This is a genomic window from Marinirhabdus gelatinilytica (assembly GCF_003353425.1).
GTDB lineage: Bacteria > Bacteroidota > Bacteroidia > Flavobacteriales > Flavobacteriaceae > Marinirhabdus > Marinirhabdus gelatinilytica.
This window is the reverse complement of record NZ_QRAO01000003.1, coordinates 62,224-84,693: the sequence shown is the minus strand read 5'-3', so window position 1 is coordinate 84,693 and position 22,470 is coordinate 62,224. Positions and strand designations below refer to the sequence as shown.

At 40.9% G+C, this 22,470-nt stretch carries 24 protein-coding genes; 10 read left to right on the top strand and 14 right to left on the bottom strand.

The features are described 5' to 3' along the window. Positions 1 to 200: 200 nt before the first annotated feature. Complete coding sequence (locus tag C8D94_RS09400) at positions 201 to 611, bottom strand: glyoxalase (protein WP_115123699.1); 411 nt, start codon at positions 609 to 611, stop codon at positions 201 to 203. Between the two features lie 153 nt (positions 612 to 764). Between C8D94_RS09400 and C8D94_RS09395 the strand changes: the two genes are divergently transcribed. After that, positions 765 to 2,123 carry an NAD-dependent succinate-semialdehyde dehydrogenase gene (locus tag C8D94_RS09395; RefSeq protein ID WP_115123698.1) on the top strand — a complete coding sequence of 453 codons (1,359 nt, stop codon included), beginning with the start codon at positions 765 to 767 and terminating at the stop codon, positions 2,121 to 2,123. 126 nt (positions 2,124 to 2,249) lie between these two features. On the opposite strand, the gene C8D94_RS09390 is transcribed toward C8D94_RS09395, so the two are convergent. From C8D94_RS09390 to C8D94_RS09380, 3 genes are all read right to left on the bottom strand, one after another. Then, positions 2,250 to 5,342 (bottom strand): WD40/YVTN/BNR-like repeat-containing protein, encoded by a 3,093-nt coding sequence (locus C8D94_RS09390; RefSeq protein WP_115123697.1) that lies wholly within the window; start codon positions 5,340 to 5,342, stop codon positions 2,250 to 2,252. 45 nt (positions 5,343 to 5,387) lie between these two features. Continuing rightward, on the bottom strand, positions 5,388 to 6,140 hold the full coding sequence (locus tag C8D94_RS09385) for an outer membrane lipoprotein-sorting protein (RefSeq protein WP_115123696.1): 753 nt from the start codon (positions 6,138 to 6,140) through the stop codon (positions 5,388 to 5,390). Between the two features lie 131 nt (positions 6,141 to 6,271). After that, complete coding sequence (locus tag C8D94_RS09380) at positions 6,272 to 7,021, bottom strand: outer membrane lipoprotein-sorting protein (RefSeq protein WP_115123695.1); 750 nt, start codon at positions 7,019 to 7,021, stop codon at positions 6,272 to 6,274. Between the two features lie 129 nt (positions 7,022 to 7,150). Here C8D94_RS09380 and C8D94_RS09375 point away from each other — a divergent pair, with 129 nt between their 5' ends. Then, the gene (locus tag C8D94_RS09375; RefSeq protein WP_115123694.1) at positions 7,151 to 8,038 is read left to right on the top strand and encodes a DUF72 domain-containing protein; all 888 of its coding nucleotides are present in this window, start codon (positions 7,151 to 7,153) and stop codon (positions 8,036 to 8,038) included. Here C8D94_RS09375 and C8D94_RS09370 read toward each other — a convergent pair. The 3 genes from C8D94_RS09370 to C8D94_RS09360 are packed head-to-tail and all read right to left on the bottom strand — an operon-like array spanning position 8,035 to position 10,757. Then, a complete protein-coding gene (locus tag C8D94_RS09370) occupies positions 8,035 to 9,141 on the bottom strand; it encodes an endonuclease/exonuclease/phosphatase family protein (protein ID WP_115123693.1) in 1,107 nt (368 codons plus the stop codon). The two genes, C8D94_RS09375 and C8D94_RS09370, sit on opposite strands and share 4 nt — an antisense overlap. 26 nt (positions 9,142 to 9,167) lie before the next feature. Beyond that, complete coding sequence (locus C8D94_RS09365) at positions 9,168 to 10,448, bottom strand: mechanosensitive ion channel family protein (RefSeq protein WP_115123692.1); 1,281 nt, start codon at positions 10,446 to 10,448, stop codon at positions 9,168 to 9,170. A gap of 30 nt (positions 10,449 to 10,478) precedes the next feature. After that, the gene (locus C8D94_RS09360) at positions 10,479 to 10,757 is read right to left on the bottom strand and encodes a DUF3817 domain-containing protein (protein ID WP_115124030.1); all 279 of its coding nucleotides are present in this window, start codon (positions 10,755 to 10,757) and stop codon (positions 10,479 to 10,481) included. A gap of 120 nt (positions 10,758 to 10,877) precedes the next feature. Between C8D94_RS09360 and C8D94_RS09355 the strand changes: the two genes are divergently transcribed. After that, positions 10,878 to 11,810, top strand: a complete 933-nt coding sequence (locus C8D94_RS09355; RefSeq protein WP_115123691.1) for a mechanosensitive ion channel family protein — start codon at positions 10,878 to 10,880, stop codon at positions 11,808 to 11,810. Between the two features lie 2 nt (positions 11,811 to 11,812). On the opposite strand, the gene C8D94_RS09350 is transcribed toward C8D94_RS09355, so the two are convergent. After that, positions 11,813 to 12,424 (bottom strand): M15 family metallopeptidase, encoded by a 612-nt coding sequence (locus C8D94_RS09350; protein ID WP_115123690.1) that lies wholly within the window; start codon positions 12,422 to 12,424, stop codon positions 11,813 to 11,815. Between the two features lie 106 nt (positions 12,425 to 12,530). Here C8D94_RS09350 and C8D94_RS09345 point away from each other — a divergent pair, with 106 nt between their 5' ends. Beyond that, entirely contained in the window at positions 12,531 to 13,262 is a 732-nt protein-coding gene (locus C8D94_RS09345) for an SDR family oxidoreductase (protein WP_115123689.1), read from the top strand. A gap of 18 nt (positions 13,263 to 13,280) precedes the next feature. Here C8D94_RS09345 and C8D94_RS09340 read toward each other — a convergent pair whose 3' ends face one another. From C8D94_RS09340 to C8D94_RS09325, 4 genes are all read right to left on the bottom strand, one after another. After that, the gene (locus tag C8D94_RS09340; protein WP_170134753.1) at positions 13,281 to 13,688 is read right to left on the bottom strand and encodes a hypothetical protein; all 408 of its coding nucleotides are present in this window, start codon (positions 13,686 to 13,688) and stop codon (positions 13,281 to 13,283) included. Between the two features lie 96 nt (positions 13,689 to 13,784). Then, positions 13,785 to 14,627 (bottom strand): OmpA/MotB family protein, encoded by an 843-nt coding sequence (locus tag C8D94_RS09335; protein ID WP_115123687.1) that lies wholly within the window; start codon positions 14,625 to 14,627, stop codon positions 13,785 to 13,787. A gap of 217 nt (positions 14,628 to 14,844) precedes the next feature. After that, positions 14,845 to 15,765, bottom strand: a complete 921-nt coding sequence (locus C8D94_RS09330; RefSeq protein WP_115123686.1) for a mechanosensitive ion channel family protein — start codon at positions 15,763 to 15,765, stop codon at positions 14,845 to 14,847. Positions 15,766 to 15,867: 102 nt separating this feature from the next. Continuing rightward, positions 15,868 to 16,734 carry a sigma-70 family RNA polymerase sigma factor gene (locus C8D94_RS09325; protein ID WP_115123685.1) on the bottom strand — a complete coding sequence of 289 codons (867 nt, stop codon included), beginning with the start codon at positions 16,732 to 16,734 and terminating at the stop codon, positions 15,868 to 15,870. A 136-nt stretch (positions 16,735 to 16,870) separates the two neighbouring features. Here C8D94_RS09325 and C8D94_RS09320 point away from each other — a divergent pair, with 136 nt between their 5' ends. The 5 genes from C8D94_RS09320 (at position 16,871) to C8D94_RS09300 (ending at position 20,843) form a co-directional block, all read left to right on the top strand. Continuing rightward, positions 16,871 to 17,077, top strand: coding sequence for an adenylosuccinate synthetase (locus C8D94_RS09320; RefSeq protein ID WP_170134752.1), 207 nt, complete (start codon positions 16,871 to 16,873; stop codon positions 17,075 to 17,077). A gap of 22 nt (positions 17,078 to 17,099) precedes the next feature. Next, on the top strand, positions 17,100 to 19,400 hold the full coding sequence (locus C8D94_RS09315; RefSeq protein ID WP_115123683.1) for a M14 family zinc carboxypeptidase: 2,301 nt from the start codon (positions 17,100 to 17,102) through the stop codon (positions 19,398 to 19,400). Positions 19,401 to 19,451: 51 nt separating this feature from the next. Continuing rightward, positions 19,452 to 20,096, top strand: coding sequence for a hypothetical protein (locus C8D94_RS09310; protein ID WP_115123682.1), 645 nt, complete (start codon positions 19,452 to 19,454; stop codon positions 20,094 to 20,096). Positions 20,097 to 20,202: 106 nt separating this feature from the next. Next, positions 20,203 to 20,643 carry a hypothetical protein gene (locus tag C8D94_RS09305; RefSeq protein ID WP_115123681.1) on the top strand — a complete coding sequence of 147 codons (441 nt, stop codon included), beginning with the start codon at positions 20,203 to 20,205 and terminating at the stop codon, positions 20,641 to 20,643. Then, a complete protein-coding gene (locus tag C8D94_RS09300) occupies positions 20,643 to 20,843 on the top strand; it encodes a helix-turn-helix transcriptional regulator (RefSeq protein ID WP_115123680.1) in 201 nt (66 codons plus the stop codon). Before C8D94_RS09305 ends, C8D94_RS09300 begins: the two co-directional genes overlap by 1 nt. Here C8D94_RS09300 and C8D94_RS09295 read toward each other — a convergent pair. After that, positions 20,840 to 21,427 carry a pseudouridine synthase gene (locus tag C8D94_RS09295; RefSeq protein WP_115123679.1) on the bottom strand — a complete coding sequence of 196 codons (588 nt, stop codon included), beginning with the start codon at positions 21,425 to 21,427 and terminating at the stop codon, positions 20,840 to 20,842. The two genes, C8D94_RS09300 and C8D94_RS09295, sit on opposite strands and share 4 nt — an antisense overlap. Before the next feature lie 89 nt (positions 21,428 to 21,516). Between C8D94_RS09295 and C8D94_RS09290 the strand changes: the two genes are divergently transcribed. After that, complete coding sequence (locus tag C8D94_RS09290; RefSeq protein ID WP_115123678.1) at positions 21,517 to 21,765, top strand: DUF1456 family protein; 249 nt, start codon at positions 21,517 to 21,519, stop codon at positions 21,763 to 21,765. A 1-nt stretch (position 21,766) separates the two neighbouring features. On the opposite strand, the gene C8D94_RS09285 is transcribed toward C8D94_RS09290, so the two are convergent. Beyond that, entirely contained in the window at positions 21,767 to 22,324 is a 558-nt protein-coding gene (locus tag C8D94_RS09285) for a biopolymer transporter ExbD (protein WP_115123677.1), read from the bottom strand. Positions 22,325 to 22,470: the final 146 nt, after the last annotated feature.

Sequence of the window (22,470 nt, the reverse complement as noted above, 5' to 3'; positions counted from 1 at the left end):
CTATTTTAAATGCTTTACGGCTATTTTTATTAAGATTTTTAGGAACAAATTAACCTTTCGTTAACAACTGGTTTTGAAATTTTTTAAGGGAATAAACCATTGGTTATAGGATAAGGTTTTCCTACACGCTGATGGTAAGCGCTTTCCAATTTTCGTATTTAAAAAATGAAGGCTGGTCGCGCCTATATCGAACAGTAAATTCAATAGACTTCAGAAGCATATTCCAATAGTTGGATATTGCTTTTTAGCCGTTCCTTTACTATGTTCATCATTCTCTTATTCAATGCCGAAGAGTTCTGGATGTAGCGTTCGTATTCGTCCAAGGTAAATTGGCCAATGATGGTGCCCTTCAAGCTATTTCGGAACTTCATATCCTTGTGGATGGCATTTTCAATATAATCCAACCGCTTCTCAACAGAAAGGTCGTAAAAAACGTTTTTGTGCTTGCGGCAGTAATTTTGGAATATAGCAACCAACAAATCGTTTTGAAGTTTAGCAATGGGTCTTAAGGTTTTGTTCTGGAAATACTCTTCGGAAGACATCCCGGGAAGTAGTTTTGCCGAAGGGATTTCAGGTCGTAGTTCCAACAACGCAATATCTCGTGGGTTCATGACTTTAGGGTTTTAATAAAAATAGCAAAATGTATACTGAAATCTTTCAGTGTATCGTATAGTTACTAACGCCTTTTCAACAATCTTGCCGTTAAAGTAGTCTTAATCTATTGCAGTATTTACCTGCTGTTGCTTACTTTTAAAAGAAAAACAATGGCCAAGACCACTTCAATAAACCCTTATTCAGGAAAAGAAATAGAAACCTACAGGGAGCATACCAAGAAAGAAGTTTCAGAAATACTGGAAAAAGCAAACAAGCGATTTTACAAGTGGCGGGAAACTTCTTTTGCCGAAAGAAAGGAATTGATGCTCGCCGCAGCTTCAGAACTGAAAAAGAACAAACAGGAATATGCAAGAACAATGACTGCCGAAATAGGCAAACCCATAACACAATCCATCGCAGAGATTGAAAAATGTGCTTGGGTGTGCGAGTACTATGCTGAAGAAGCCAAAAACCATTTACAAAACGAAACTGTTGAAACCGATGCCCAAAAAAGCTACACAAAATATGAACCGCTGGGTGTTGTATTGGCCGTGATGCCCTGGAACTACCCATTTTGGCAAGTGTTCCGCTTTGCAGCACCGGCACTCATGGCTGGGAATATTGGCGTGTTGAAACATGCCTCAAACGTATTTGGAAGTGCTCTTAATATAGAGAAAGTTTTTAAGCGTGCCGGATTCCCCGAGAACTGTTTCACAACCGTATTGGTAGGTAGTAACAAGATAGAGGCCATTATTGAAAACCCAATCGTAAAGGCCGTTACCCTAACCGGAAGTGGTCCTGCAGGTAGCGCCGTTGCAAAAACTGCCGGAAAGCACATTAAAAAGACTGTGTTGGAATTAGGGGGGAACAATGCTTTGGTGGTTTTGAAGGATTGCGATATTGAAAAAACTATAGAAACCTGCGTTCAGGCACGGTTCCAGAACACGGGACAGAGCTGTATTGCAGGAAAGCGTTTGTTGCTAGAGAAAAGTATTGCCGAAGAATTTACAAAAAAACTACTTCTAAAAGTAAGAGAGTTAAAAAGTGGCGACCCAATGGATGAGCAAACCTATATCGGTACCTTGGCAAGAGAAGATTTAGCATCTGAGTTGGAAGACCAGGTTACAAAATCTATTGACCAAGGTGCAAAACTCCTGCTGGGGGGCAAGCGACAGGGTGCGTACTTCGAGCCTACCGTACTTGGCGATGTAACGCCCAAAATGACTGTTTTTAAAGAAGAGACCTTTGGACCTGCGCTGGCAATTACTACATTTGAAGATGTTGATAAAGCCATCGAGCTGTCCAACGATTCAAAATTTGGTTTGGGTGTTTCCATTTTCACAAAGGATACCCATGCTGCCGAAAAAATTGCCTATAGATTTGATGAAGGTGCCGTTTTTATAAACGAACTCGTAAAGAGCGACCCAAGACTGCCCTTTGGCGGTGTAAAGGAAAGCGGCTACGGCCGCGAGCTCAGCAAGCACGGGATACGTGAGTTTGTGAATAGAAAGACGGTTTATATCAAATAAGAAAATCCATTCTCTAGTATTATTCACATTGTCCCATAAAAAAACCTTTCAGATTTTTAGATCTGAAAGGTTTGGTAATTGGTGAGCTTAGGATTAGGAATTTATCTACTTGGTATAGCCAGACAATTATTTGTCTTCCAGATATTCTTCCTTGCTATCCATACTTAATTCCATGTCGTTCTTTTCCAAGAATCGCATGAATTTTTTCCCTTCTTTATTTTTTATCTCTGCATAGCGGTTTTTCTCATTTTCAAATTCCTCTTTAATCAGCTCGTAGTTCTGTAGTTGTGCCCCAGAGACGCGATCGTAACTACCTGCAATGTTTGCATATAGCTCTGCCATGCGCTCTCGTAATTCCGGCTCTGCAGAGGCTACATAGTTATCTCCTGTGGTTACTACCAGATCGGTGCGAAGGTCTTCAAGTGCATCGTATAGTTTTTGAGCTGTTTTCTTTCCTTTTGGGTTGTTCTCCATCACTTCTTTTGCTTTATCCTGCATTTCGCCAATCTCATAGACCATGTAAGCAAGGTCTTCAACCATATCAAACATTTCTTGAGTCATTTCCTCTTGCTTTTTACGTTCAGCAAGTGTGGTGATGGCTGTATCGTCGTATTTAGTTTCAATGATGTGTTCATACGTGTTTTTTCCCTTTGTTAATACCACTTTGTATTTTCCAGCAGGAACTCTAGGCGAGGTAAACCCACCAAAAGAGAATGTTTTTGCTGCTGCCATTTTTGGGGTTGTAGTATTAAAGTTCCAATTTACCACGTTTATACCTTTGGATTTTCCAGGATTTAATTCAGTAAGGGTATTGCCCTCCATATCTTGGATTTCCATAGCCATTTTACCAAAGGTGTGTCTCTTCTTTAGGTAGTAAATAATTCGTGCCGAAGTGGGCTTATTACCTCCCACAAACTGCGTTTCAGCACCAAAATTCCCAGAGAAGCCTCCTTGCTCAACCATTGTGATAGGCTCGGTATCGAAAAAATGAACATCTTTTGCCAATATTTCTTGGTCTATCTCACGTAAAGGGCTAATATCATCAATAATGATAACACCACGGCCATGGGTCCCCATTACAAGATCGTTGGTTTGCTTTTGTAAATCGATAAAATGAACAGCGACAAGTGGCATATTATTGGTAAAGTGCGACCAGTTTTTTCCTCCGTCTATCGTTACATACAGTCCAAATTCGGTACCTAGGAACAATAAATCTTCATTTTCGTAATCTTCCTGAATATTTCTTACAAAAGCTCTTTCATCAATATCATCTGTAATGATATTTTTCCATGTCTTCCCAAAATCGGTGGTCTTCAAAGCATACGGTTTCATATCGCCAGTAGTATGGCCATCAAATACGGCATAAGCTGTTCCCTTGCCGTGTACACTTGCTTCGATATGGTACACCCAGGTGTTGGCAGGAATTCCTACTAGGTTAGGGGTTACGTTGTTCCATGTCTTTCCGCCATCTTGTGTAACCTGTACGTTACCGTCATCCGTCCCTACCCAAAGTATATTCTGGTCCAGTGGTGACTCAGCAATGGTAAAGATAGTTGTGTGGTTTTCGGCCCCACTGTTATCTACAGAGAGTCCACCGGACTTTGACTGGTCTTGTTTTGCAGGATCGTTGGTGGTCAAGTCTGGAGAAATTATGGTCCAGGTATCACCCATATCATCACTTCGGTGTACAAACTGGCTTCCCATATAAAAGCGATCTGGCACATGTGCACTTACCGCCATGGGGGCATTCCAGTTAAAACGCAGCTCTTCATCTCCTTTTCTTGGTAACGGCTGTATCGTCTTGGTCCTGTTTTTATCTACATCGTATCTCCAAACATTTTCGGCACCTTGCATTTCAGAATAAATAATATTCTTGGTTGGGTGTTTCAATACCCTAAAGCCATCTCCAGCACCTACACTGTTCCAGTCTCTTGCTTCTACACCACCGGGAGATGAACTTGGTCCCCACCAGCTTCCGTTATCTTGTAGACCACCATAAACATTATAAGGCTCGGCATCGTCTACTGAAATATGATAAAATTGCGACAACGGTAAGTTTTCAACAATCTCGAAGGTCGTACCACCGTTCCAGGAGCGGTACACACCACCATCGGTCCCTGCGTACATAATATCGCTATCTTTTATATGAAACACAACATCGTGGATGTCGCTGTGCATCTGTCCAAGGTTTTTAAAGGTTTTGCCACCGTCACGGCTTATGGAACCACTTAAGCCTCCTTTTACGATAATATCTGGATTTCGGGGGTCTACGGTAATTCTTGAAAAATAGAACGGACGCACCACCAAACCGAAGTCGTTGTTAAGGTGCTCCCATGATTTTCCAGCATCTTTGGAAACCCAAAGACCATTTTTAGCTTTGTCCTCTGTCTCCAGCACGGCGTACAATCTATTATTATCGCTGGGTGCAACGGCAAGTCCTATACGTCCCAATTTCCCCCCCGGGAAACCGTTGTGTATCTTGTTCCATGTCTTACCTGCATCGGTAGATTTATAGATGGCACTATTTTCTCCACCCGAGTTGAAGCCCCAGCCCGTTCTTCGGAACTGCCACATTGAGGTATACAGTACATTAGGGTTTGTTGGATCCATGATTACGTCTGCGGCACCAGTAGATGGGCCTACGTATAAAATCTTGTTCCATGTTTTACCGCCATCGGTTGTTTTGTACACGCCACGATCCTCACTGTCGCTCCATAGTGCACCCAGCACGCCCACATACACTTCGTTGCTGTTTTTTGGATTTACAACTACTGAAGCAATTCGTTCGCTATTTTCAAATCCTGGGATTTCCTTCCATGTCCCCCCACCATCGGTAGTTCGGTATAGACCATCGCCAACCGAAACCGAGTTACGGGTCCAGGTCTCTCCAGTTCCCACCCAAATGGTTTGGTCCGGGTCATTCGGGTCAAGGGTGACCACACCAATGGATTGTACGTAGTCGTCGAAAATAGGGGAGAAGGTGGCACCTCCGTCACTACTTTTCCACACTCCACCACCAGCGGTGCCCGCATAGATTATCCTGGAATTTGAAGGATGGAGTTCAAGGTCATTAATACGTCCACTCATAAGTGCTGGACCAATATGACGGGCGCGCATATCGCCAAAGAGCTCTTTTCCTTTTAAGGTTATCTTATCTTGTGCCGTAGCGGCCAAGGGTATTAGCGCAAGAGCAAAAAGTGTAAGTACGAGTTTTTTCATTTTGTGCTGGTTTACTTTTAGTTATAGATTTATTGTTGGTTTCGTTTATTTTGGAAAGTCGAAAATGCTATCGTCTAATTCAGGGTTTACCTCTATTTCTTTTATTACAATGGGTTGCGCGTCTGGGTTACCTTGTACTCCCTCAATAATTGAAAAGGGGAAGTAGATACCTTCAACTTCACGATAATCACTTAGCTTTGTTGTGCCTAACTGACTGGTATTGGGGCCTATCATTACATTTTTTTCAACGAGTATAGGTACAAAATTTTCCTTTTCAAAGTAGTAGTATTCTATGTTTGGCTCTTGTATATCATTGAACATCTTGGGCTTTTTCTCCAATTTAATCTTGAAGGTTTCAGTGCCCTCGACCATTTGTTGACCCATTAATTCAATCTTGTATCCTTTTTCTTTATAATTCAAGAACGGATCGGGGAAATCTGCTATGGTGAGTTTGTAGTTTTCTGTAGTTTCGGCATCATTCTTTTCTGCTTCAAAAGTTTGCTGGTTCGTTTTCCAAAGCGTTTCACCATCGTACACCATCTGGTAGAACATTTGCCCTTGTATTTCAGCCCCAACCAATTGCTTGCCGCTCTTGGTTTGAATTAAGGTTACTGGGAGTTGCATTCCCTGAAAGCCCAAGCTGCCGGTAAACTTTAGGGTTTCTAATTTCTCCCAATTCTCTTTACCTCCGGTGTTCTCGAAGTAATTGTCAACAATTTCGTCTGCTGTCTGCGCATTTGTCAAGGATACAACAAACAGGAACAGGAATACGCTTAAAAAATGTCGTGACGTTTTCATAGTTTTTTTATGGTTTGCTTAAATATACGTCATCTACTCTTAAAAACTGTTACAGGGATTCTTTATTTTTAACATGTTGGAGATAAAAAAATCCCCGAACGAGCAGGGATTTTTTTGTTTGTCTCTATTGTTTACTTCTTTTCTGGAAAGGCAAAAACAGCATCGTCTATTTCTGGGTTTACCTCAATCTTGGTAACCTGCATTGCTTGTCCGCCTTGGGTCATGCTAAATGGAAAATACAATCCATCAACCTCTTGGTAGTCGCTCATGGAGTCCTGAATTTTTTGACCCGCCATAGGACCTTGTTTTACTTCGGTTTCTATGGCAATAGGCACCATGTTTTCTTTTTCAAAAAAGTAATAGGAGATTTTTGGGGTCTCTACACCGTCTACCATGATAGGGTCTTCGGTAAGTTTTATTTTATAAGTATCAGTACCTTCAATAGTTTCATTACCTATCAATTCAACTTCATATCCTTTGTCCTTATAGTTTAAGAGAGGCGATATAAAATTTTTCTTGGAAGCTTTTTTCATATTGTCGCTAGTTTCGGCATCTGCTTTCTCTGCTTCTTGCGTCATAAAGTTTGTAGTCCACATGGTTTCACCGTCGTAAGCATACTGTGTGATTTTTTGACCTTGGAAATCGATAACAAGGGCTTGCTTTCCATCTTCTGTCATTGTCATTATCCAGGGAAATTCCATCCCTTGTACATTTGCAGTACCTGTATAGCGTAGGCTCTCTATGTCCTCCCAATTATCTTGACCGCCGGTGTTTTCGAAATATGCGTCAATAATTTCATCTGCGGTCATATCCTGTGCTTGAGCCAAAGGTGATATAGCTGCAAATACGATTGCAAAAAATAATGTTTTTACTGTTTTCATGTTATAGTGTTATTTTGGTTTATCGTAAAGGTAAGACTCTTAAGAGTAGTTTTTGTTACATGCTTGTTATATTTTTTTTCCAATTTAACATTTTGATTCTATGTATCTTTACTGAAAAGTTCACAGCACATGAAATTTGGAAAAGTAGACAACCCCGCTGAGATAGACTTTACGCTTCCGCCAGACCATCCCGGTACGAAACCATTGCTCTCTAGTTTTGAAAAGGTTGAAAAACCGACACTCTATGTAGGCTGTGCCAAATGGAACCGGGCAGACTTAAAAGGTTTCTATCCCCGCGGCACAAAAGATGAACTCACCTATTACGCAACACAGTTTAACAGTATAGAGCTTAATGCTACCTTTTATCGAATCTTCCCAGCCGATACATTTGCAAGCTGGTACGAAAAAACCCCAGCGCATTTTCGGTTTTTTCCTAAGGTATTCCAAGGGGTGTCCCACTGGAAACGGTTGAACGATTTTGAGGGGTACCTAAATGAATATTTGCTGAACGCCTCCAACTTGAAAGAAAAACTGGAAATGCCCTTTGTACAGATGCACGGCACTTTTTCGCCAAAGAACATGGATAGGCTAGTTCCTTTTTTTGAAGCTATTCCCAAAGATATGCACATTGCCGTGGAGTTTCGCCATACCGATTGGTTCAACGATGAAATAGTGGCAAATGAGCTCTACGACATGCTTGAGAAGTATCATGTTTCAAACATAATTGTAGATAGCGCGGGTAGGAGGGATTTGTTGCATATGAGAATGACGACCCCATCGGCCTTTATACGCTACAACGGTGCAAACCACGAGACTGATTATACGCGTATGGACGATTGGATTGATAGGTTGGAAAGTTGGCTGGAACAAGGATTACAGAACATTTACTTTTTTGTACACCAAAATATGGAAAAAGCGTCTCCGTTACTTTCGGCACATTTTATAAAAAAAGCGAATGAACGTTTTGGTACCTCATTGCATATTCCACAAATGGATAAGCCTAAGACGCTGTTTTAATATACATCCTTAAGGCTCATAGAAGAACCTTTGATTTGTTCCTCGCAATTTTCTATTTCGGCTTTGGTTGGTGGTTTGAGTTTTTGCTCAGTAGCTTTCTCGGGTTCAAGACTGAGTTTGATATACATCGGGAAATGGTCAGAATTTATGTCTTCACCACGTTCCATAGTAACTACACGAAATTCTGGCCCTACAAAAATATGGTCCAATGGCCATCGCATCAAGGGGTTTTTTGCATTAAAAGTATTATATAATCCACGTCCTTTTCTAGGATCCAACAATCCACTGATACGTTGAAACAATGTTGTAGTCTGGGACCAGGCTACATCGTTAAAGTCTCCAATCACCGCCACTGGAAAATTTGATTTATTTGCAAGTTTTGCGGTAAGCATCATTTCCTTATCACGTTCGGTAGATTTTGGGTTGTGTAATGGCATAGGCGGTGTAGGGTGTATAGCGTACAGCTGTATGGTGTCACCTAAGGGCATTATAACCTTTGTATGGATAGAAGGAATACTATCGTCCACCTGAAACTTAATTTTCGGGTTTACTAATTCCAGTTTTGAATAGAGGAGCATACCGTAAGTATTGGGCAGGGGCTTTTCAATCCTATACGGATATCTGTCCAATATTCTATTGGAGATACTTTGTTGCCACTCTTTGTGGGTTTCAGTAAAGAGTAAGACATCAGCATTAATGGTATCGAGTATGTTCAGTAACTGCTCGTGCTCTTTATTTTTCTGAAATACGTTAGCCGTGTAAAATGATAGTGATTTGTCTTCAACTATTTCTGTAGCATTTTCAATTTCAAAAGAAGCTAAGGGTGTATAATTATAAATTTTAAGAAACTGATAGAGCATACAAGCGAGCAAGGCCCCGGCAAAAATATAATCGTTCCGCCATTTAAAATCGAACTTTATAAAATAAGCAAGGAAAGCTACTACAGTCAACACCGTGAGTTGCACGTGGGGAAAATCGAAGATCCGTACCCACCAGTAATCTGAAGCTATAAATCTAAACAAAGTGAGCACAACTACAATACCCCCGAAAATCTGGAGATACGTTTTGGTTTTTACCCGTTTGAGGAAGCTAATTGGGTTCATACTGCTAAAGTAGCAGAAAACAGTGCTTATTTGCGTGTATTTAAGGAAATATTTGCTAAATCCTTTCCAGAGGGGGACTCAAAAAGTTCCAGCCCAAAATAGGGGACTGACGCAATAAGGTGGTCAAAGATATCGGCTTGGATGTGTTCGTAATTTACCCACGTTTTATCATAGCTATAGCAGAATATCTCAATAGGAATCCCTTTATTGGTAGGGGGCAAGTGGCGCACCATCAAGAACTCCTCTTTGTTAATGGCAGGATTTTCGTGCAAAAAGGCATCGGCATATTTTCTGAATATCCCAAGATTGGTTTGGTTCCTTCCGTTTATGGCCAGTGATTTGTCCGCTTCGGTCGCTTTATTGTATTTTGTGACATCTCTTTCGCGATGCTCTATATATGGGGCTATGAGCTGTATTTTCTTTAGTTGCTCTAGTTCTTCAGCAGAAAGGAATTTTATGGAATTCTGTTTTATAAAAATGGAACGTTTAATACGTCGTCCAGTACTCTCTTGCATCCCACGCCAGTTTTGGAACGAGTCTGCAATGAGACTGTAGGTGGGGATGGTGGTGTAGGTGTGGTCAAAATTCTGTACACGTACGGTTGCCAGGTTTATTTCGGTAACGTACCCATCGGCCCCATATTTGCTAAAGGTTATCCAATCGCCAATACGCACGATATCGTTCACCGAGACCTGAATGCTCGCAACAAAGCCAAGAATGGTGTCCTTAAAGATTAATAGCAATACTGCCGAGAATGCTCCAAGGGTGGTCAAGCTCTTCAGGCTAAAATCGGTTAAGATATTAATGAGCAGGAAAATACCAACACTCCAAGCAAAAATCATCAACACCTGTACGTAGCTCTCCAATGGTTTGTCGCTATACTTTTCCTTGCTGTACCTTAAATAATTATTGGCAGTTCGTAAAAGGCTTCTAAAAACCAGGATAGATAACAATACCAGGTACAAGAGTGCCAACGTATGCACACTTTGTTCTACAGGTTCAAAATCCTGAAATATTGAAGGAAGAAGGTACCAAACAAGCCCCAACGGAATAAAGTGGGCTACAAACCTAGGGAAGTTACTCTTCACCAAGAAATCGTCGAAGGTGGTCTTGGTCTTGTCGCTAAAGGCTTTAAAAAGCTGCACTATTATCTTCCTAGAAACAATGTCCAAAATAGTAGCGACCACTGCCACCACAATTACGTTTGCTATAACGTTCAGCAGTGCTGCCCAATACTCGCCCATACCCAAATCTGTAAGATAATTGCGCAATAGGCAGGCATACGTATTTATGGTTTCTCTGTTCATTGTTTTTTACAACTACTATTTAAAATTTCCCTATAAATATTTTTTTTCTGCGTAAAAAGGCCCAAAGGGAAGTACAGAGCAAAGCATCACTATGGCAAGTGTTCCCCAGGACCAGTTCAGCTTTTCCTTCATGAGATAGGCACCTATAATATAGGCAATAAAAAGGATACCGTGAGCCATCCCTACAACTCGAACCATCTGGGGCATATCCCAAATATATTTTAGTGGCATGGCAATGCCCAACAAAACGAGGAATGAAATTGCTTCCAACGTACTTACGATCTTAAATGTTTTTACTGAAATATCCACTGAAATAAAATTTTTGCAAAGATAGAACAACTAAAACCCGCTACCGCAAATTGAAAAAAATAATTTAGAGATGTTTGTATACAAAACGGTTATCGTATCTTTAGGTTTATTAATTGTTTTATGATACAAAGAGAAGACACATCTGCCGCAGAGACCATAGCTAAAGCCGCCGAAAACTACTACGATAAATTCCTTACCCTTCTCCCTAGGATTGCCTTGGGTATATTTATAATCGTAGCAGGAATCTTAATCGCACAAGTACTTACCAACTTTTTCAGGAAACGAATTTTGAAAAGAGCCGAAGATCCCCTGATGGCCCGTTTCTTAACCCAAGCGGTAAAAATTATTTTCATCATCATTGCCATTATGATCGCGCTGGACGTAGCAGGACTACGAGGGGTTGCAGCAGGTATCTTGACCGCTGCTGGAGGTGCCGCTATAATATTGGGATTTGCGTTCCAGGATATTGGGAAGAACTTTTTAGCGGGGATTATCTTGGCGTTCAACAGGCCGTTTGGAGTGAACGATACTATAATGGTAGACGATCATTTTGGGAAGGTAATGGCTCTTAACTTTCGGTATACCCACATTAAAACAACCGATGGCCGCGATATATATATCCCAAATAGCGACGTACTCACAAAACCTGTTGAAAATTATACGGCCGATGGTTTTTACAGGGTAGAATTTGTTGTGGGCATAGGGTATGAGGACGATATTGAAAGGGCAAAAGCGATAATCATGGAAATATTGAGGTCCAATACTGAAATTGTTCAAGATGATATCCACGAAAACTTTGTTATTGAAAATGAACTTGCCGCCAGTACCGTAAACCTAAAAGTGTTCTTTTGGATACATACAGTAGACTATCGTAGGGCTTCTAGACAGTTGCGCGGGAAAATTATAAAAGAAGTGAAAGAGGCATTTATCAAAGCCCAGTTCATTATGCCGGGCGATATCACCGAACTGAAACTGTACGGGGGCACCAACGATTTACCGGTTCGGGTTAAGATGGATGTTGTCGAGGATTTCGAGATAAAGAAAAAAGAATAGCCCTATTCCTCACAGGGCAGAGGTTCGTTAAGGGTAGGGTAGCTCCAGTTTTTACGGTAGCTGTAATGCCACCACTCGGTTCGTACGGTGCCAAAACCAAACTTTTGCATTCCTTCCCGTAGCAGCTTACGGTTGGAGAGGGTTTCTTCAGAAAAATTATAATTGTCTATGTGGCTCTCTCTCCCAAAATGGTCGTAATCGCTGCCCATATCCACAAAGCAACCTTCTAGCGTGACCAATGTGATATCCACAGCAGCACCTTTGTTGTGTATGCTTCCTTTGCCGTAGGGATTGGCCACATACGTTGGGCGCGGCACTTTTGCCCACATCTTTTTCTGTATGTCCAGCGGGCGATAGCAATCGTACAGTTGGATACGGTAGCCCTTTTCACAAAAATATTGGTTTGCTTTAAGGAGGGCATCTGCAACTTCAGGCTGTAGAAGGCACACGGCACAATCGTACAGTGCTTCGCCTATAAAGTTATGGGTAGTGGCGTAACGTACGTCGTATTCAAATTTAGAAGGAAAATCGGCTATGTCCACCAACTCCTGGGAATTTCCCAATAAAGGTAGATTCAATAAAAGACAACAGAAAAAGAGCTGGACGGTTTTCATTTTATTTTCTGAAATGTGATATGATCATTTTTCAATTCTTAAAATTAAGTATATTTTAATACTCGGTACGTCTTTCAAGCAGTAACTTTACTGAAAAGAATAAACTATGCAAAACTTACAAGGAAAAGCAGCTCTGATCACGGGCGGTACAAAAGGAATAGGATATGGGATAGCCAAAGCGCTCCTAGAACAAGGCGTAAGCGTGGCAATAACCAGCCGTAGCCAAGAGGCTGCAAATGAAACAGCAAAAAAACTGAACGGACAGGGCAACGATAGCGCACACGCCATTGGTCTCGAGGCAGATGTTCGTTCCTACGAGAGCCAACAAAAAGCTGTAACTGCTGCAAAAAGCGAATTTGGTAAGATAGACGTTTTGATTGCAAATGCTGGTTTGGGGCACTTTGGTAGTATTGAGGAACTAACCGTAGCGCAATGGAACGAAGTAATAGAGACCAACCTCACGGGAGCTTTTTACAGTTTAAAAGCTTCGGTAGCCGCGCTCAAGGAAACCAAGGGGTATTATATCACTATTTCCAGTTTAGCGGGTACTAATTTTTTTGAAGGCGGTACGGCCTATAATGCCAGTAAGTTTGGTGTTACAGGTTTTACCCAAGCTGCAATGCTGGACTTGAGGAAGCACGAAGTAAAAGTGAGTACCATTATGCCCGGGAGTGTCTCTACACACTTTAATGGGAATGAACCCAGTGAAAAAGGTGCTTGGAAAATACAAATCGAGGATATAGGCAAGTTAGTGGTAGATTTACTACAAATGCATCCACGTACGCTGCCCAGTAAGATTGAGGTGAGGCCCACAGTGCCGCCAAGTGCTAAGAAGTAGGTGACTTGGTACTGTTATTTATTTTTGTACCCAGTGTATTGCTTTCGCTAGGCTATTGAACTTTTTAAGCCTGTTCTTAAAGAAGTGCTTTTCGACAACAGTATTCATTTCTCCAATTTCTGAAGTAACAACGATAGCATATCTATTGATCTTTACTTTATTCTCTCTGTAAAAGGATTCCCATTCCTGGGCAGAAACGGAGTAGGAGTTGATTCGGTTTGATATATAGTTCAATTCTAAATTTTTGGATCCGAAATACTCGTGTACCTTGGTTACGATGATTTTTGCCTTATTCCAGTTGTAGTGAACACCTTCAGCAATTTCACTAACCACAAAATTTTCAAAAATGAAAAAATCACCAAAGGGCTCACTTATCTTAATAATACAGTTTTTTATATATGGTGAGTCTTCAATTTTCACTATCAAATTCTTGGGTTCACTATAAATATAATAATAAAAATAAAAAATGCAGCTACATATGGGATGTAGCTGCATTTTGCACAGTTGTTTGCTTTCAGAGTATTAGTTGGCAGAAAGCAGGGCCAAGAACTTATCAAGATTTGGTAAGATTACAATTCTTGTTCTACGGTTTGTTGCACGACCTTCCTTGGTATCGTTTTCGGTCAATGGGTGGAAGCTACTGCGTCCAGCGGCAATCAACTTTTCTGGTGCTACACCATACTTTTCCTGTAGGGTTCTAATTACGGCTGTAGAGCGCTCCACGCTCAAATCCCAGTTGTCTTTAATGTAGGACCCGGATTTTACGGTCTGTGAATCTGTATGGCCTTCAACCATTACTTCAAGTGCTGGCTCACTGTTTATTACATTGGCAAGACGTTCCAATAATGGGTTGGCTTTTGGGTTTACTCTATAGCTTCCAGAATTGAACAATAACTTATCTGAAATGGTTATCATCACAACTGTTTCGTCAATATTTATTTCAATATCGTCTTCTTCACCCTCTGCAATTAGATTATTGTCCAAGTTGCTCTTAAGGTTGTGAGAGATGATAAGGTTCATACTGTCTTTAAGCGTTTTAGCTTGTGCCAGCTCAGCAGGGTCTACGTTTGCCAGGGCGGCTTTCATTTTGTCCTTATCGTTTTGTGAAATCACAACACCTTCAAATTGTTGCAATCTATCGTTGTTGGTATTGGTCAAGGATTGAATCTTCTGGTTGTAATTGGCTACACGCTCTTCAATCTTTGCTAGTTTTGTTTCGGCTTCTTCTTTCTCAAGTTGGGTTTTTGCTAGTGTTGATCGGGTATCGTTATACTGTCCCTCCAGCTCAACATATTTCTTTTTTGAAACACAAGAGGTGAATAAAATAGCACTTGAGAATACGGCTAATGCAATTGATTTTTTCATATTAAATAAATTTTAGGTTTGTTATGTTTTTGATTACGGAACAAATATAGGCTAGTGGCTTCCCAAAAAAATACTTAACAAATGTGACAATTTTGTTAAATAGAACCTTGATTTATTGAAAGTTGAATGATGTTCGATTTTCTGTATAATTATTACACAGAAAAAAGAAAGACAGCCAAGCAGGCTGTCCTTTCTTTAAAGTATGTGACAATATAGGCTATCCGTCCTTGTTTGAAAGTACGGTGAGATCGTTCTTTCCAAAATCCAAAGTTCGTATTGGGAACGGGATGTTGATATCAGCTTCATCAAAATGTTTCTTGATGGTTTTTATGGCCTTGTGCTGGTGCATAAAGTTTTCCTTTCCGTTACTACAGTCTGCCCAGAAGCGCACAAGAAAGTTAATGGAGCTATCGCCAAACTCAGTAAAGAAAAATTCAATCTCTTCATTGTTCCCCTGCGGAAATGCCTCACCGAGGATCTTCACTGTTAGATCTTCCACCATTTGCAGGTCGCTCTCATATCCTACACCACAACCTACTATAATCCGTGAACGTTTGTTAATGGTATAGTTTGTAAACGGATTGTCCACAAAAGTTGAGTTAGGTATAACGGTAAGGTTATTGTCGGGTCTTTTAATAGTAACGTTACGCAGGTTTATCTCGGTAACAAACCCCTTGTCACTATCGGTTTCAATCCAATCGCCAATGCTCAGCTTGGGCAAGAACGATAAAATAAATCCAGAAACCGTATTGCTCAATGTGCCTTGCAGTGCCAATCCAATAGCCAGACCTACAACACCGGCACCTGCCAGTACAGAGGTAAGTACTTTATTTAGGTCCATTACGCCCAGGGCAACAAAAAAACCTATCAATAATACAATGGCGTAGGTAATTTGCCCAATAATTTGCTTAATGGATTCTTCTTTTACTTTTTTGAGAATTAATCTCTTAACAAGCCTACTTATCCCGCGTGCTAAAAAATAGAAAAGCACCATTACAAGAATGGCAACTATAAAATTGGGGAGCTTTAAAATAATGGCATCTAGCCATCCGTCTAGTTTGTCCCAGAGCTTTCCAACAGCATCTGTTGCATTAATGGTTGTTTCTTCTGCTGTTGCTTCAATAGTATCTTGAATCATGTAGTAGTGTTATTTGGTTGTGTCCCAAAAATAATGAAATAAAAAAAGCCTTTGTAATAAGAAATTCTTAAAACAAAGGCTTTGGATTTATATATATGTTGCTTAGCCCAAATATTTTTTCAAAATGTGGCTTTTAGATTCCTTGCGCAATCTTCTTATGGCTTTTTCGCGAATCTGTCGAACACGCTCTCTGCTTAAATCGAAGGTGTCTCCAATTTCTTGTAGCGTCATCGCTGGTTGGTTTGAAAGCCCAAAATTAAGCCTAACCACATCTGCCTCGCGTGGAGCCAAAGTGTCCAAGGCACGGTCAATCTCAATTTTTAGGGATTCGTGGATCAAGGACTTGTCCGGGTTAGGAGTCTCTCCAGAGCTAATAACATCGTAAAGGTTGTTATCGTTTTCTCCCTCTTGGAAAGGAGCATCCATGGACAGACTTCGGTTTGCATTTTTTAAGGACTGCTTTACGTTAGAGATGGTCATATCCAGTTCCTTGGCAATCTCAGCAGCCGATGGTTTGCGCTCGTGAACCTGCTCTAGGTGAATAGATGCTTTTCTTATCTTGTTTATATCACCAATCTTGTTAAGCGGCAAACGTACCACCCTTGATTGCTCGGCAAGTGCCTGTAGGATAGATTGTCTAATCCACCATACGGCGTATGATATGAATTTGAAACCACGGGTCTCATCAAAACGTTTGGCGGCTTTTACCAGCCCTACGTTTCCTTCGTTGATAAGGTCCGGTAATCGCAACCCTTGGTTTTGGTATTGCTTTGCAACCGATATTACAAATCGAAGGTTGGCCCTTGTCAATTTATCCAAAGCACGTTGGTCCCCAGCTCTAATGCGTTGTGCCAGCTCTACTTCTTCTTCGGCTGTGATCATATCTATCTTGCTCACATCTTGTAGATAGCTGTTTAACGACTTCGTTTCCCTGTTGGTAACCTGCTTTGTAATTTTGAGTTGTCTCATATATATAGTGGAATTTTAAATTTTAATAACCCTCCATAGTAACACCTAATTTTGACAATTCCAAATACTTAACACTTTTTGTTAAAAAATAGTGCAAATTAGTTCTATTTTGATACTTTACAACCAAAATAAAGCTATGAGAAATCTTCAATACTTATTTTCAACCTGTATGTTTTTAACCACTACTTCGACTATGTTTGCACAAATACCTACCGAAGTACCGCATCCAGATAACAATTCGCCCATAGATTTAACAAAAACGGCAGACATACTCATTTATATCGTACTGCCCATCATTATCATAATACTATTGGTGTTACGTGCACGGAATAAGAACAAATAAAAAAACTGTTTAGTATACGCTTATGAAAATAATAACATTTATTCTTTGCACAGTGCTGTTTTCAGTAGCTGGCGTAGCCCAAGAAGTATATTCTGAAGTAAAAGTTACACTACCTTCATCCCAAGCTATACAAACACTCTCTGAAAAAGGATACAGCATAGACCATTACCGCGGAAACTGGGAAGATGGAATCCACTTTTTTGTCACACAACAGGAGTTACAATCGTTACAAACCGAAGGGTACCCCGTAGACATAACCATCCCAAATTACCATGACTATTACACCAACCTCCAACAGGCCGATAGAGCGGCCCACCCCAATCCTACAAAATCTGAAGGAGTTGCAAACGGGTTCGACCTAGGCAGCATGGGAGGTTTTTACACTTTTGATGAAGTAGTGGCAAAACTGGATGAGATGAAAACAGATTATCCAAATTTAATCACCGCCAAACAGAGCATTGGAACCACCATAGAGGGACGTGACATCTGGATGGTAAAAATTAGTGATAATCCAGACATAGACGAGCCTGAACCAGCAGCACATTTCGATGCATTGCACCACGCCAGGGAGCCACTGTCTATGGCTACCACTATAAACTTTATGTTTTGGCTCCTAGAAAATTATGAAACCGATGCTTCTGTAAAATTCTTGGTAGATAATCGTGAGATTTATTTTGTTCCCGTAGTAAACCCAGATGGCTATGTGTATAACGAAACCATTGAACCCAATGGTGGCGGATTGTGGCGTAAAAATCGCAGACCTGATATAGGTGGTTGCGTAGGTGTAGATCTTAATAGAAATTATGGCTTTGGCTATGCGACCGATGATAACTGCTCCAGTCCAGACCCGTGTTCCGGGATTTATCGTGGGACAGGGCCATTTTCTGAGCCTGAAAGTATTGCCATACGGGATTTACTGGCCACAACAGGGGCAAACACGGCCTTTTCAACACACTCCACAGCAGGAACCTATCTTATGCCGTATGGTTTTGATACCTCACCTCCTGCATTCGATATCTATTCAGAATGGGCCTCGGCATTTTTGGACGAAAACGACTACAGCTATGGGGTTACCTTCCAGATGTTGGGTTATACCTCATGTGGGACTACAAGGGACTATATGCATTCCGAAGATATTTATGGATGGACGCCGGAGATTGACGGCTCTGGTTTCTGGCCGCCAGAGAGTACCATATTCGACTTGGTGGCAGAAAATGTGCGTCCGTTCTTGTTCCAAACGTATATCGCCGGCGCTTATTTGGATGTGCAATCCTACCAAATTAATGGTCCCGTATTGCCCGGAAATGATTTCACACTCACAGTAGAAGTGAAAAATATTGGGGTAGGGGCCATGGCGAACAATGTGAGCGTTATTGCACAAGCAGATAATGTAGATGTAATCTCTCCAACTGCTAGCACCTTTGGTAACATTGAAGCGCGCGAGCGAAAGGACAATGCCGCTGTTCCTTTTCAGTTCCAAATTGAACCACAGTTTCAGGGTGGGGTATTCAATATTACCATTACCACTGTACAGGATGGCATTCCCAACGAAACCATTACCATTCCCATATTTATAGGAAATACTGACATCTTGTTTGAAGACAATGCTGAAAATGGAGCGAGCCAATGGACGCCCAGCGGCAACGGAATCCCATGGGGCGTGAACACAGACGATTCCTTTAGTGGAACACAATGTTTTGGCGATAGTAACAATGGTAACAGCTTAAACGATACACAGAATTATTTCCAGCTAAACCAAACATTCAATTTTTCAGGTTTGGAGGGACCCCTGGTTCAGTTTGCATACAAGCATTCGCTTATTGGTAACGATGTAGCTTCCTTTCAGGTTTCTACAAACAGTGGAACGGACTGGGAGACACTTCGTAATTACCAATTAAATGAAGACTGGACTGTAGAGACGGTAGATCTTTCAGATTTTGCTGAAAACAATACTGTTCAATTCCGTTTCAGTATGGGTACCGATGGGTTTAGACCCGGTGATGGCTTCTATTTTGATGACTTTAAAGTGGTAAATTATACCGAAGGAATCTTGAATACTTCAAATTTCAGTAAAGAGGAAACCATTTCGGTGTATCCCAATCCTTTTGCTGAAACAATAATCGTTCAACATCGTCCTTTACAAAAGTTTGAAACCATCCAGCTTTTCGACATTACTGGAAAGGAGCTTACTATGGGGATAGAAGAAACAACTACGCATGTAACACTCAAAGGGCTTTCCCACCTTCAGAGCGGAACCTATTTCTTGGTTTTGAAAGAAGTGGGAGGAGATAGTACCTTTGTAAAAAGAGTAGTGAAAAAGTAAGTACCTTTGGCGCAGTTTTTGAACTATAAGCACCTATAATAAATCTTTACAATGAAATACCTTATTGCCTGTACAGTCTTTCTTTTCGCCTTGCCGGTACTTGCACAGTTGGACAAAAACACCCCAAACTCACTTACAATTGAAGCTACAGATGTGGTCACCGAAGAACCCAAGGGTATTATCCTTCCAGCTTCAAAAAAACCCAGCCTCACCAATACCGAGACACCCAACAAGTATACAAACTTGGGAAAAGAAGAACCCGAAGATTTTGATATGACAAAAGGTGATGGGCTAAAAACCTATAACAACGGTAGCACCCCCAAAGCATTCGTTAAAGATAAAGCTGCAGCCAATGGCGCTGGAAACGATCAGTTTTTAGGGGAAATACGTGTAGGGGCCGTATATGTGAACATCGCCTATCGCGATCATGAGTTTGTGGATGGCGACCGTATACGTGTTTTCTTGAATGGGGACGTGGTTCGCTCCAGCGTTACACTTAACGGTAGTTTCGAGGGATTTGATGTCCCCCTGCAAAAAGGACCCAACAAAATTGTTTTCCAAGCATTAAACCAAGGATCGTCTGGCCCCAACACCGCCGAACTGCAGGTATACGACGACAAAGGAAGATTGGTCTCCGCTAAGGAATGGTTGTTGCTCACTGGCAAAAAAGCAACCATAGTAGTCATCCAGGAATAAATAGTTTAAATTTTTAGCTGAAATATTTGCTTGTTACAATATGTAAAGTATATTTGTCATTAAGTAAAGTAAATCAAACTTTTTGTAAAATATACTGGTTATGAATATGAAATCTATACACGAATGTGAACAGCGAACGATGGATAAGTTGTTCAATTATAAACTACCCAACTATTGGAAAAAGATAGGAGGAGGGCTTTTTGTTTTAACCCTTGCCACACTTATAGGTGTTAAATTTATGGAGGGTGATTTCGAAATCACAAAGGATATCTTAAAACGTGTGATGTTACTGTCGTTATTTTTTATTGTACTCTCCCGTGAGAAACAAGAGGACGAACGTGTACAGCACTTACGGGCAAAATCATTTGGGATGACCTTTTTGATTACCGCCGTATATATCCTGGTACAGCCTATTGTAAATACAGTCGTGGGGTTGCTCTTAGGCAAAAAGACCGAAATCTTCGAGGATCTAGGCGATTTTGCAATTTTATGGTATATGCTTTTTGTGTACATCCTGTTTTTTCACGTTGCAAAAAAGAACCGATAATGGAGAACACGTTAAAAGTAGAGCGTGCTATCCTAAACCTGACCCAAGGTGAGCTAGCCGAAATGATAGGCGTTTCCAGACAGACTATAAACTCAATTGAAGCCAACAGGTATGTACCTTCCACGGTGCTGGCATTAAAACTATCGGCTATTTTCAAAAAACCGGTAAACGAATTCTTCACACTATCGGAAGAGGATTAAATATTGTCCATAGTATGCTTTATACCAACAACATCCCCCGGTTGCATACTTTCAATCGTTTCAGAGCCTATCCGTACACGTACCAACCGGAGTGTTGGAAATCCAACAGCAGCGGTCATTTTTCTAATTTGTCTAAATTTCCCTTCGGTTATCGTGATGGAAACCCAAGACGTGGGACCATGGCGATCGTCCCTAATGCGTTGATTGGTAGGGGGGAGGTTGGGCATTTCAATAATTTTTGCCTGGCAGGGCTTTGTAATGTAGTCTTTCCCTTTTACACCAATGGACACCCCTTTTTGTAGCTTCAAGATGGCTTCAACAGTAATCAACCCATCTACTTGGGCGTAGTATTCTTTTTCAACCCCAGTGTTGGTTATGTGGTAACTAAATTTACCATTCGTAGTAAGGAATAATAGCCCTTCACTGGTTTCGTCCAGTCTTCCCACGGCCATGGTGCCTTCTGGAAAGGGATACAATTCGCCTAAAAATCTTTTTCGCTTTGCCTTTGTATCGTTGGTAATAAACTGGCTAAGGTATTTGTAAGGCTTGTATAGTTTGAAATAGGAGTGTTGTTCTTTGCTCATACAGTTGTAAAAATATAAAACCTCCAAAGTATCTGGTAGTTGGAGAATCAACAAAATTTAGAGTACTTTTGTAAAAAACTATCCAAACTATGGCGCTAACCAATAACGATATTATGAAAAAACTACGAGTTGCCCATAAACTAAGGGATACCGATATCGTAGCCATTTGTAAGCTAGCAGATTTTAACGTGACCAAGAGTGAAATCAATGCTATTTACCGAAATCCAGACCACCCAAAATTCGTGGAATGTGGTGACCAGTTTTTACGTAACTTCTTAAATGGTCTCATCATTCATTTGAGAGGCCCCATGCCAGAAAAAAAGCCGAAAAATAAATAACTTATTTGACTGAAGCTTCAGAAACCTTGAAAGGATAGGCCTTTTGAACTTCTTTTACTTCAGTATCCGAAAGTTCCCGCAACGACTTCCCAAATTTTTCAGCAGCATAATCGCTTCGTAGTTCTTTGTAGGCTTTAGTGAGCTCATCCTGCACAGCTATAAAACGGGCGTAGCTGGACAACCTATGGCTGCTCAGGGATATTACTGCTTTATTGGGATGGTCCGAGGCTGTTGGGTCTTGTGCTCCCTCACAATACTCACACACTCCCGACGCATTGTTGTCCAAAAACTGTTTTGCCCTGTCTTTTAATTCTGAAAGCTTTGTGATGTCTTTGGCCACGAGCAGTTCTCCCTTTTCGTTTATGGAAATGTTGAGTACATTACGCTTGTGGATGTTGGCGTTACAATCTTCGCCAGTAGGGCAGGGGTCAGGGAGTTTCCGTACAATTCCTTTTTCCTGCGAAATAGTTGTTGCGACCAAAAAGAAAAGGAGCAATAAAAAAGCGATGTCTGCCATACTTCCGGCATTGATACTGGGTGTGGTTCTAGAAGTTCTCATACGTTGAAGGTTTTAAGATGAATTTCAAAAAACTTCAAAAAAAGTGCCATAGTCTGTTGGGCATTGTATCCAGCGCTTTCAATTAAAGTATGGAGAATCTGTCTTCATTTATAAATAGAGACTTCAGCTGTCGCTTATTATCATTA

Excerpts from the sequence above, each read along its gene's own strand:
- C8D94_RS09400 (WP_115123699.1), bottom strand. The coding sequence starts at position 611 with ATGAACCCACGAGATATTGCGTTGTTGGAACTACGACCTGAAATCCCT.
- C8D94_RS09395 (WP_115123698.1), top strand. The coding sequence starts at position 765 with ATGGCCAAGACCACTTCAATAAACCCTTATTCAGGAAAAGAAATAGAA.
- C8D94_RS09390 (WP_115123697.1), bottom strand. The coding sequence starts at position 5,342 with ATGAAAAAACTCGTACTTACACTTTTTGCTCTTGCGCTAATACCCTTG.
- C8D94_RS09385 (WP_115123696.1), bottom strand. The coding sequence starts at position 6,140 with ATGAAAACGTCACGACATTTTTTAAGCGTATTCCTGTTCCTGTTTGTT.
- C8D94_RS09380 (WP_115123695.1), bottom strand. The coding sequence starts at position 7,021 with ATGAAAACAGTAAAAACATTATTTTTTGCAATCGTATTTGCAGCTATA.
- C8D94_RS09375 (WP_115123694.1), top strand. The coding sequence starts at position 7,151 with ATGAAATTTGGAAAAGTAGACAACCCCGCTGAGATAGACTTTACGCTT.
- C8D94_RS09370 (WP_115123693.1), bottom strand. The coding sequence starts at position 9,141 with ATGAACCCAATTAGCTTCCTCAAACGGGTAAAAACCAAAACGTATCTC.
- C8D94_RS09365 (WP_115123692.1), bottom strand. The coding sequence starts at position 10,448 with ATGAACAGAGAAACCATAAATACGTATGCCTGCCTATTGCGCAATTAT.
- C8D94_RS09355 (WP_115123691.1), top strand. The coding sequence starts at position 10,878 with ATGATACAAAGAGAAGACACATCTGCCGCAGAGACCATAGCTAAAGCC.
- C8D94_RS09350 (WP_115123690.1), bottom strand. The coding sequence starts at position 12,424 with ATGAAAACCGTCCAGCTCTTTTTCTGTTGTCTTTTATTGAATCTACCT.
- C8D94_RS09345 (WP_115123689.1), top strand. The coding sequence starts at position 12,531 with ATGCAAAACTTACAAGGAAAAGCAGCTCTGATCACGGGCGGTACAAAA.
- C8D94_RS09335 (WP_115123687.1), bottom strand. The coding sequence starts at position 14,627 with ATGAAAAAATCAATTGCATTAGCCGTATTCTCAAGTGCTATTTTATTC.
- C8D94_RS09330 (WP_115123686.1), bottom strand. The coding sequence starts at position 15,765 with ATGATTCAAGATACTATTGAAGCAACAGCAGAAGAAACAACCATTAAT.
- C8D94_RS09325 (WP_115123685.1), bottom strand. The coding sequence starts at position 16,734 with ATGAGACAACTCAAAATTACAAAGCAGGTTACCAACAGGGAAACGAAG.
- C8D94_RS09320 (WP_170134752.1), top strand. The coding sequence starts at position 16,871 with ATGAGAAATCTTCAATACTTATTTTCAACCTGTATGTTTTTAACCACT.
- C8D94_RS09315 (WP_115123683.1), top strand. The coding sequence starts at position 17,100 with ATGAAAATAATAACATTTATTCTTTGCACAGTGCTGTTTTCAGTAGCT.
- C8D94_RS09310 (WP_115123682.1), top strand. The coding sequence starts at position 19,452 with ATGAAATACCTTATTGCCTGTACAGTCTTTCTTTTCGCCTTGCCGGTA.
- C8D94_RS09305 (WP_115123681.1), top strand. The coding sequence starts at position 20,203 with ATGAAATCTATACACGAATGTGAACAGCGAACGATGGATAAGTTGTTC.
- C8D94_RS09300 (WP_115123680.1), top strand. The coding sequence starts at position 20,643 with ATGGAGAACACGTTAAAAGTAGAGCGTGCTATCCTAAACCTGACCCAA.
- C8D94_RS09295 (WP_115123679.1), bottom strand. The coding sequence starts at position 21,427 with ATGAGCAAAGAACAACACTCCTATTTCAAACTATACAAGCCTTACAAA.
- C8D94_RS09290 (WP_115123678.1), top strand. The coding sequence starts at position 21,517 with ATGGCGCTAACCAATAACGATATTATGAAAAAACTACGAGTTGCCCAT.
- C8D94_RS09285 (WP_115123677.1), bottom strand. The coding sequence starts at position 22,324 with ATGAGAACTTCTAGAACCACACCCAGTATCAATGCCGGAAGTATGGCA.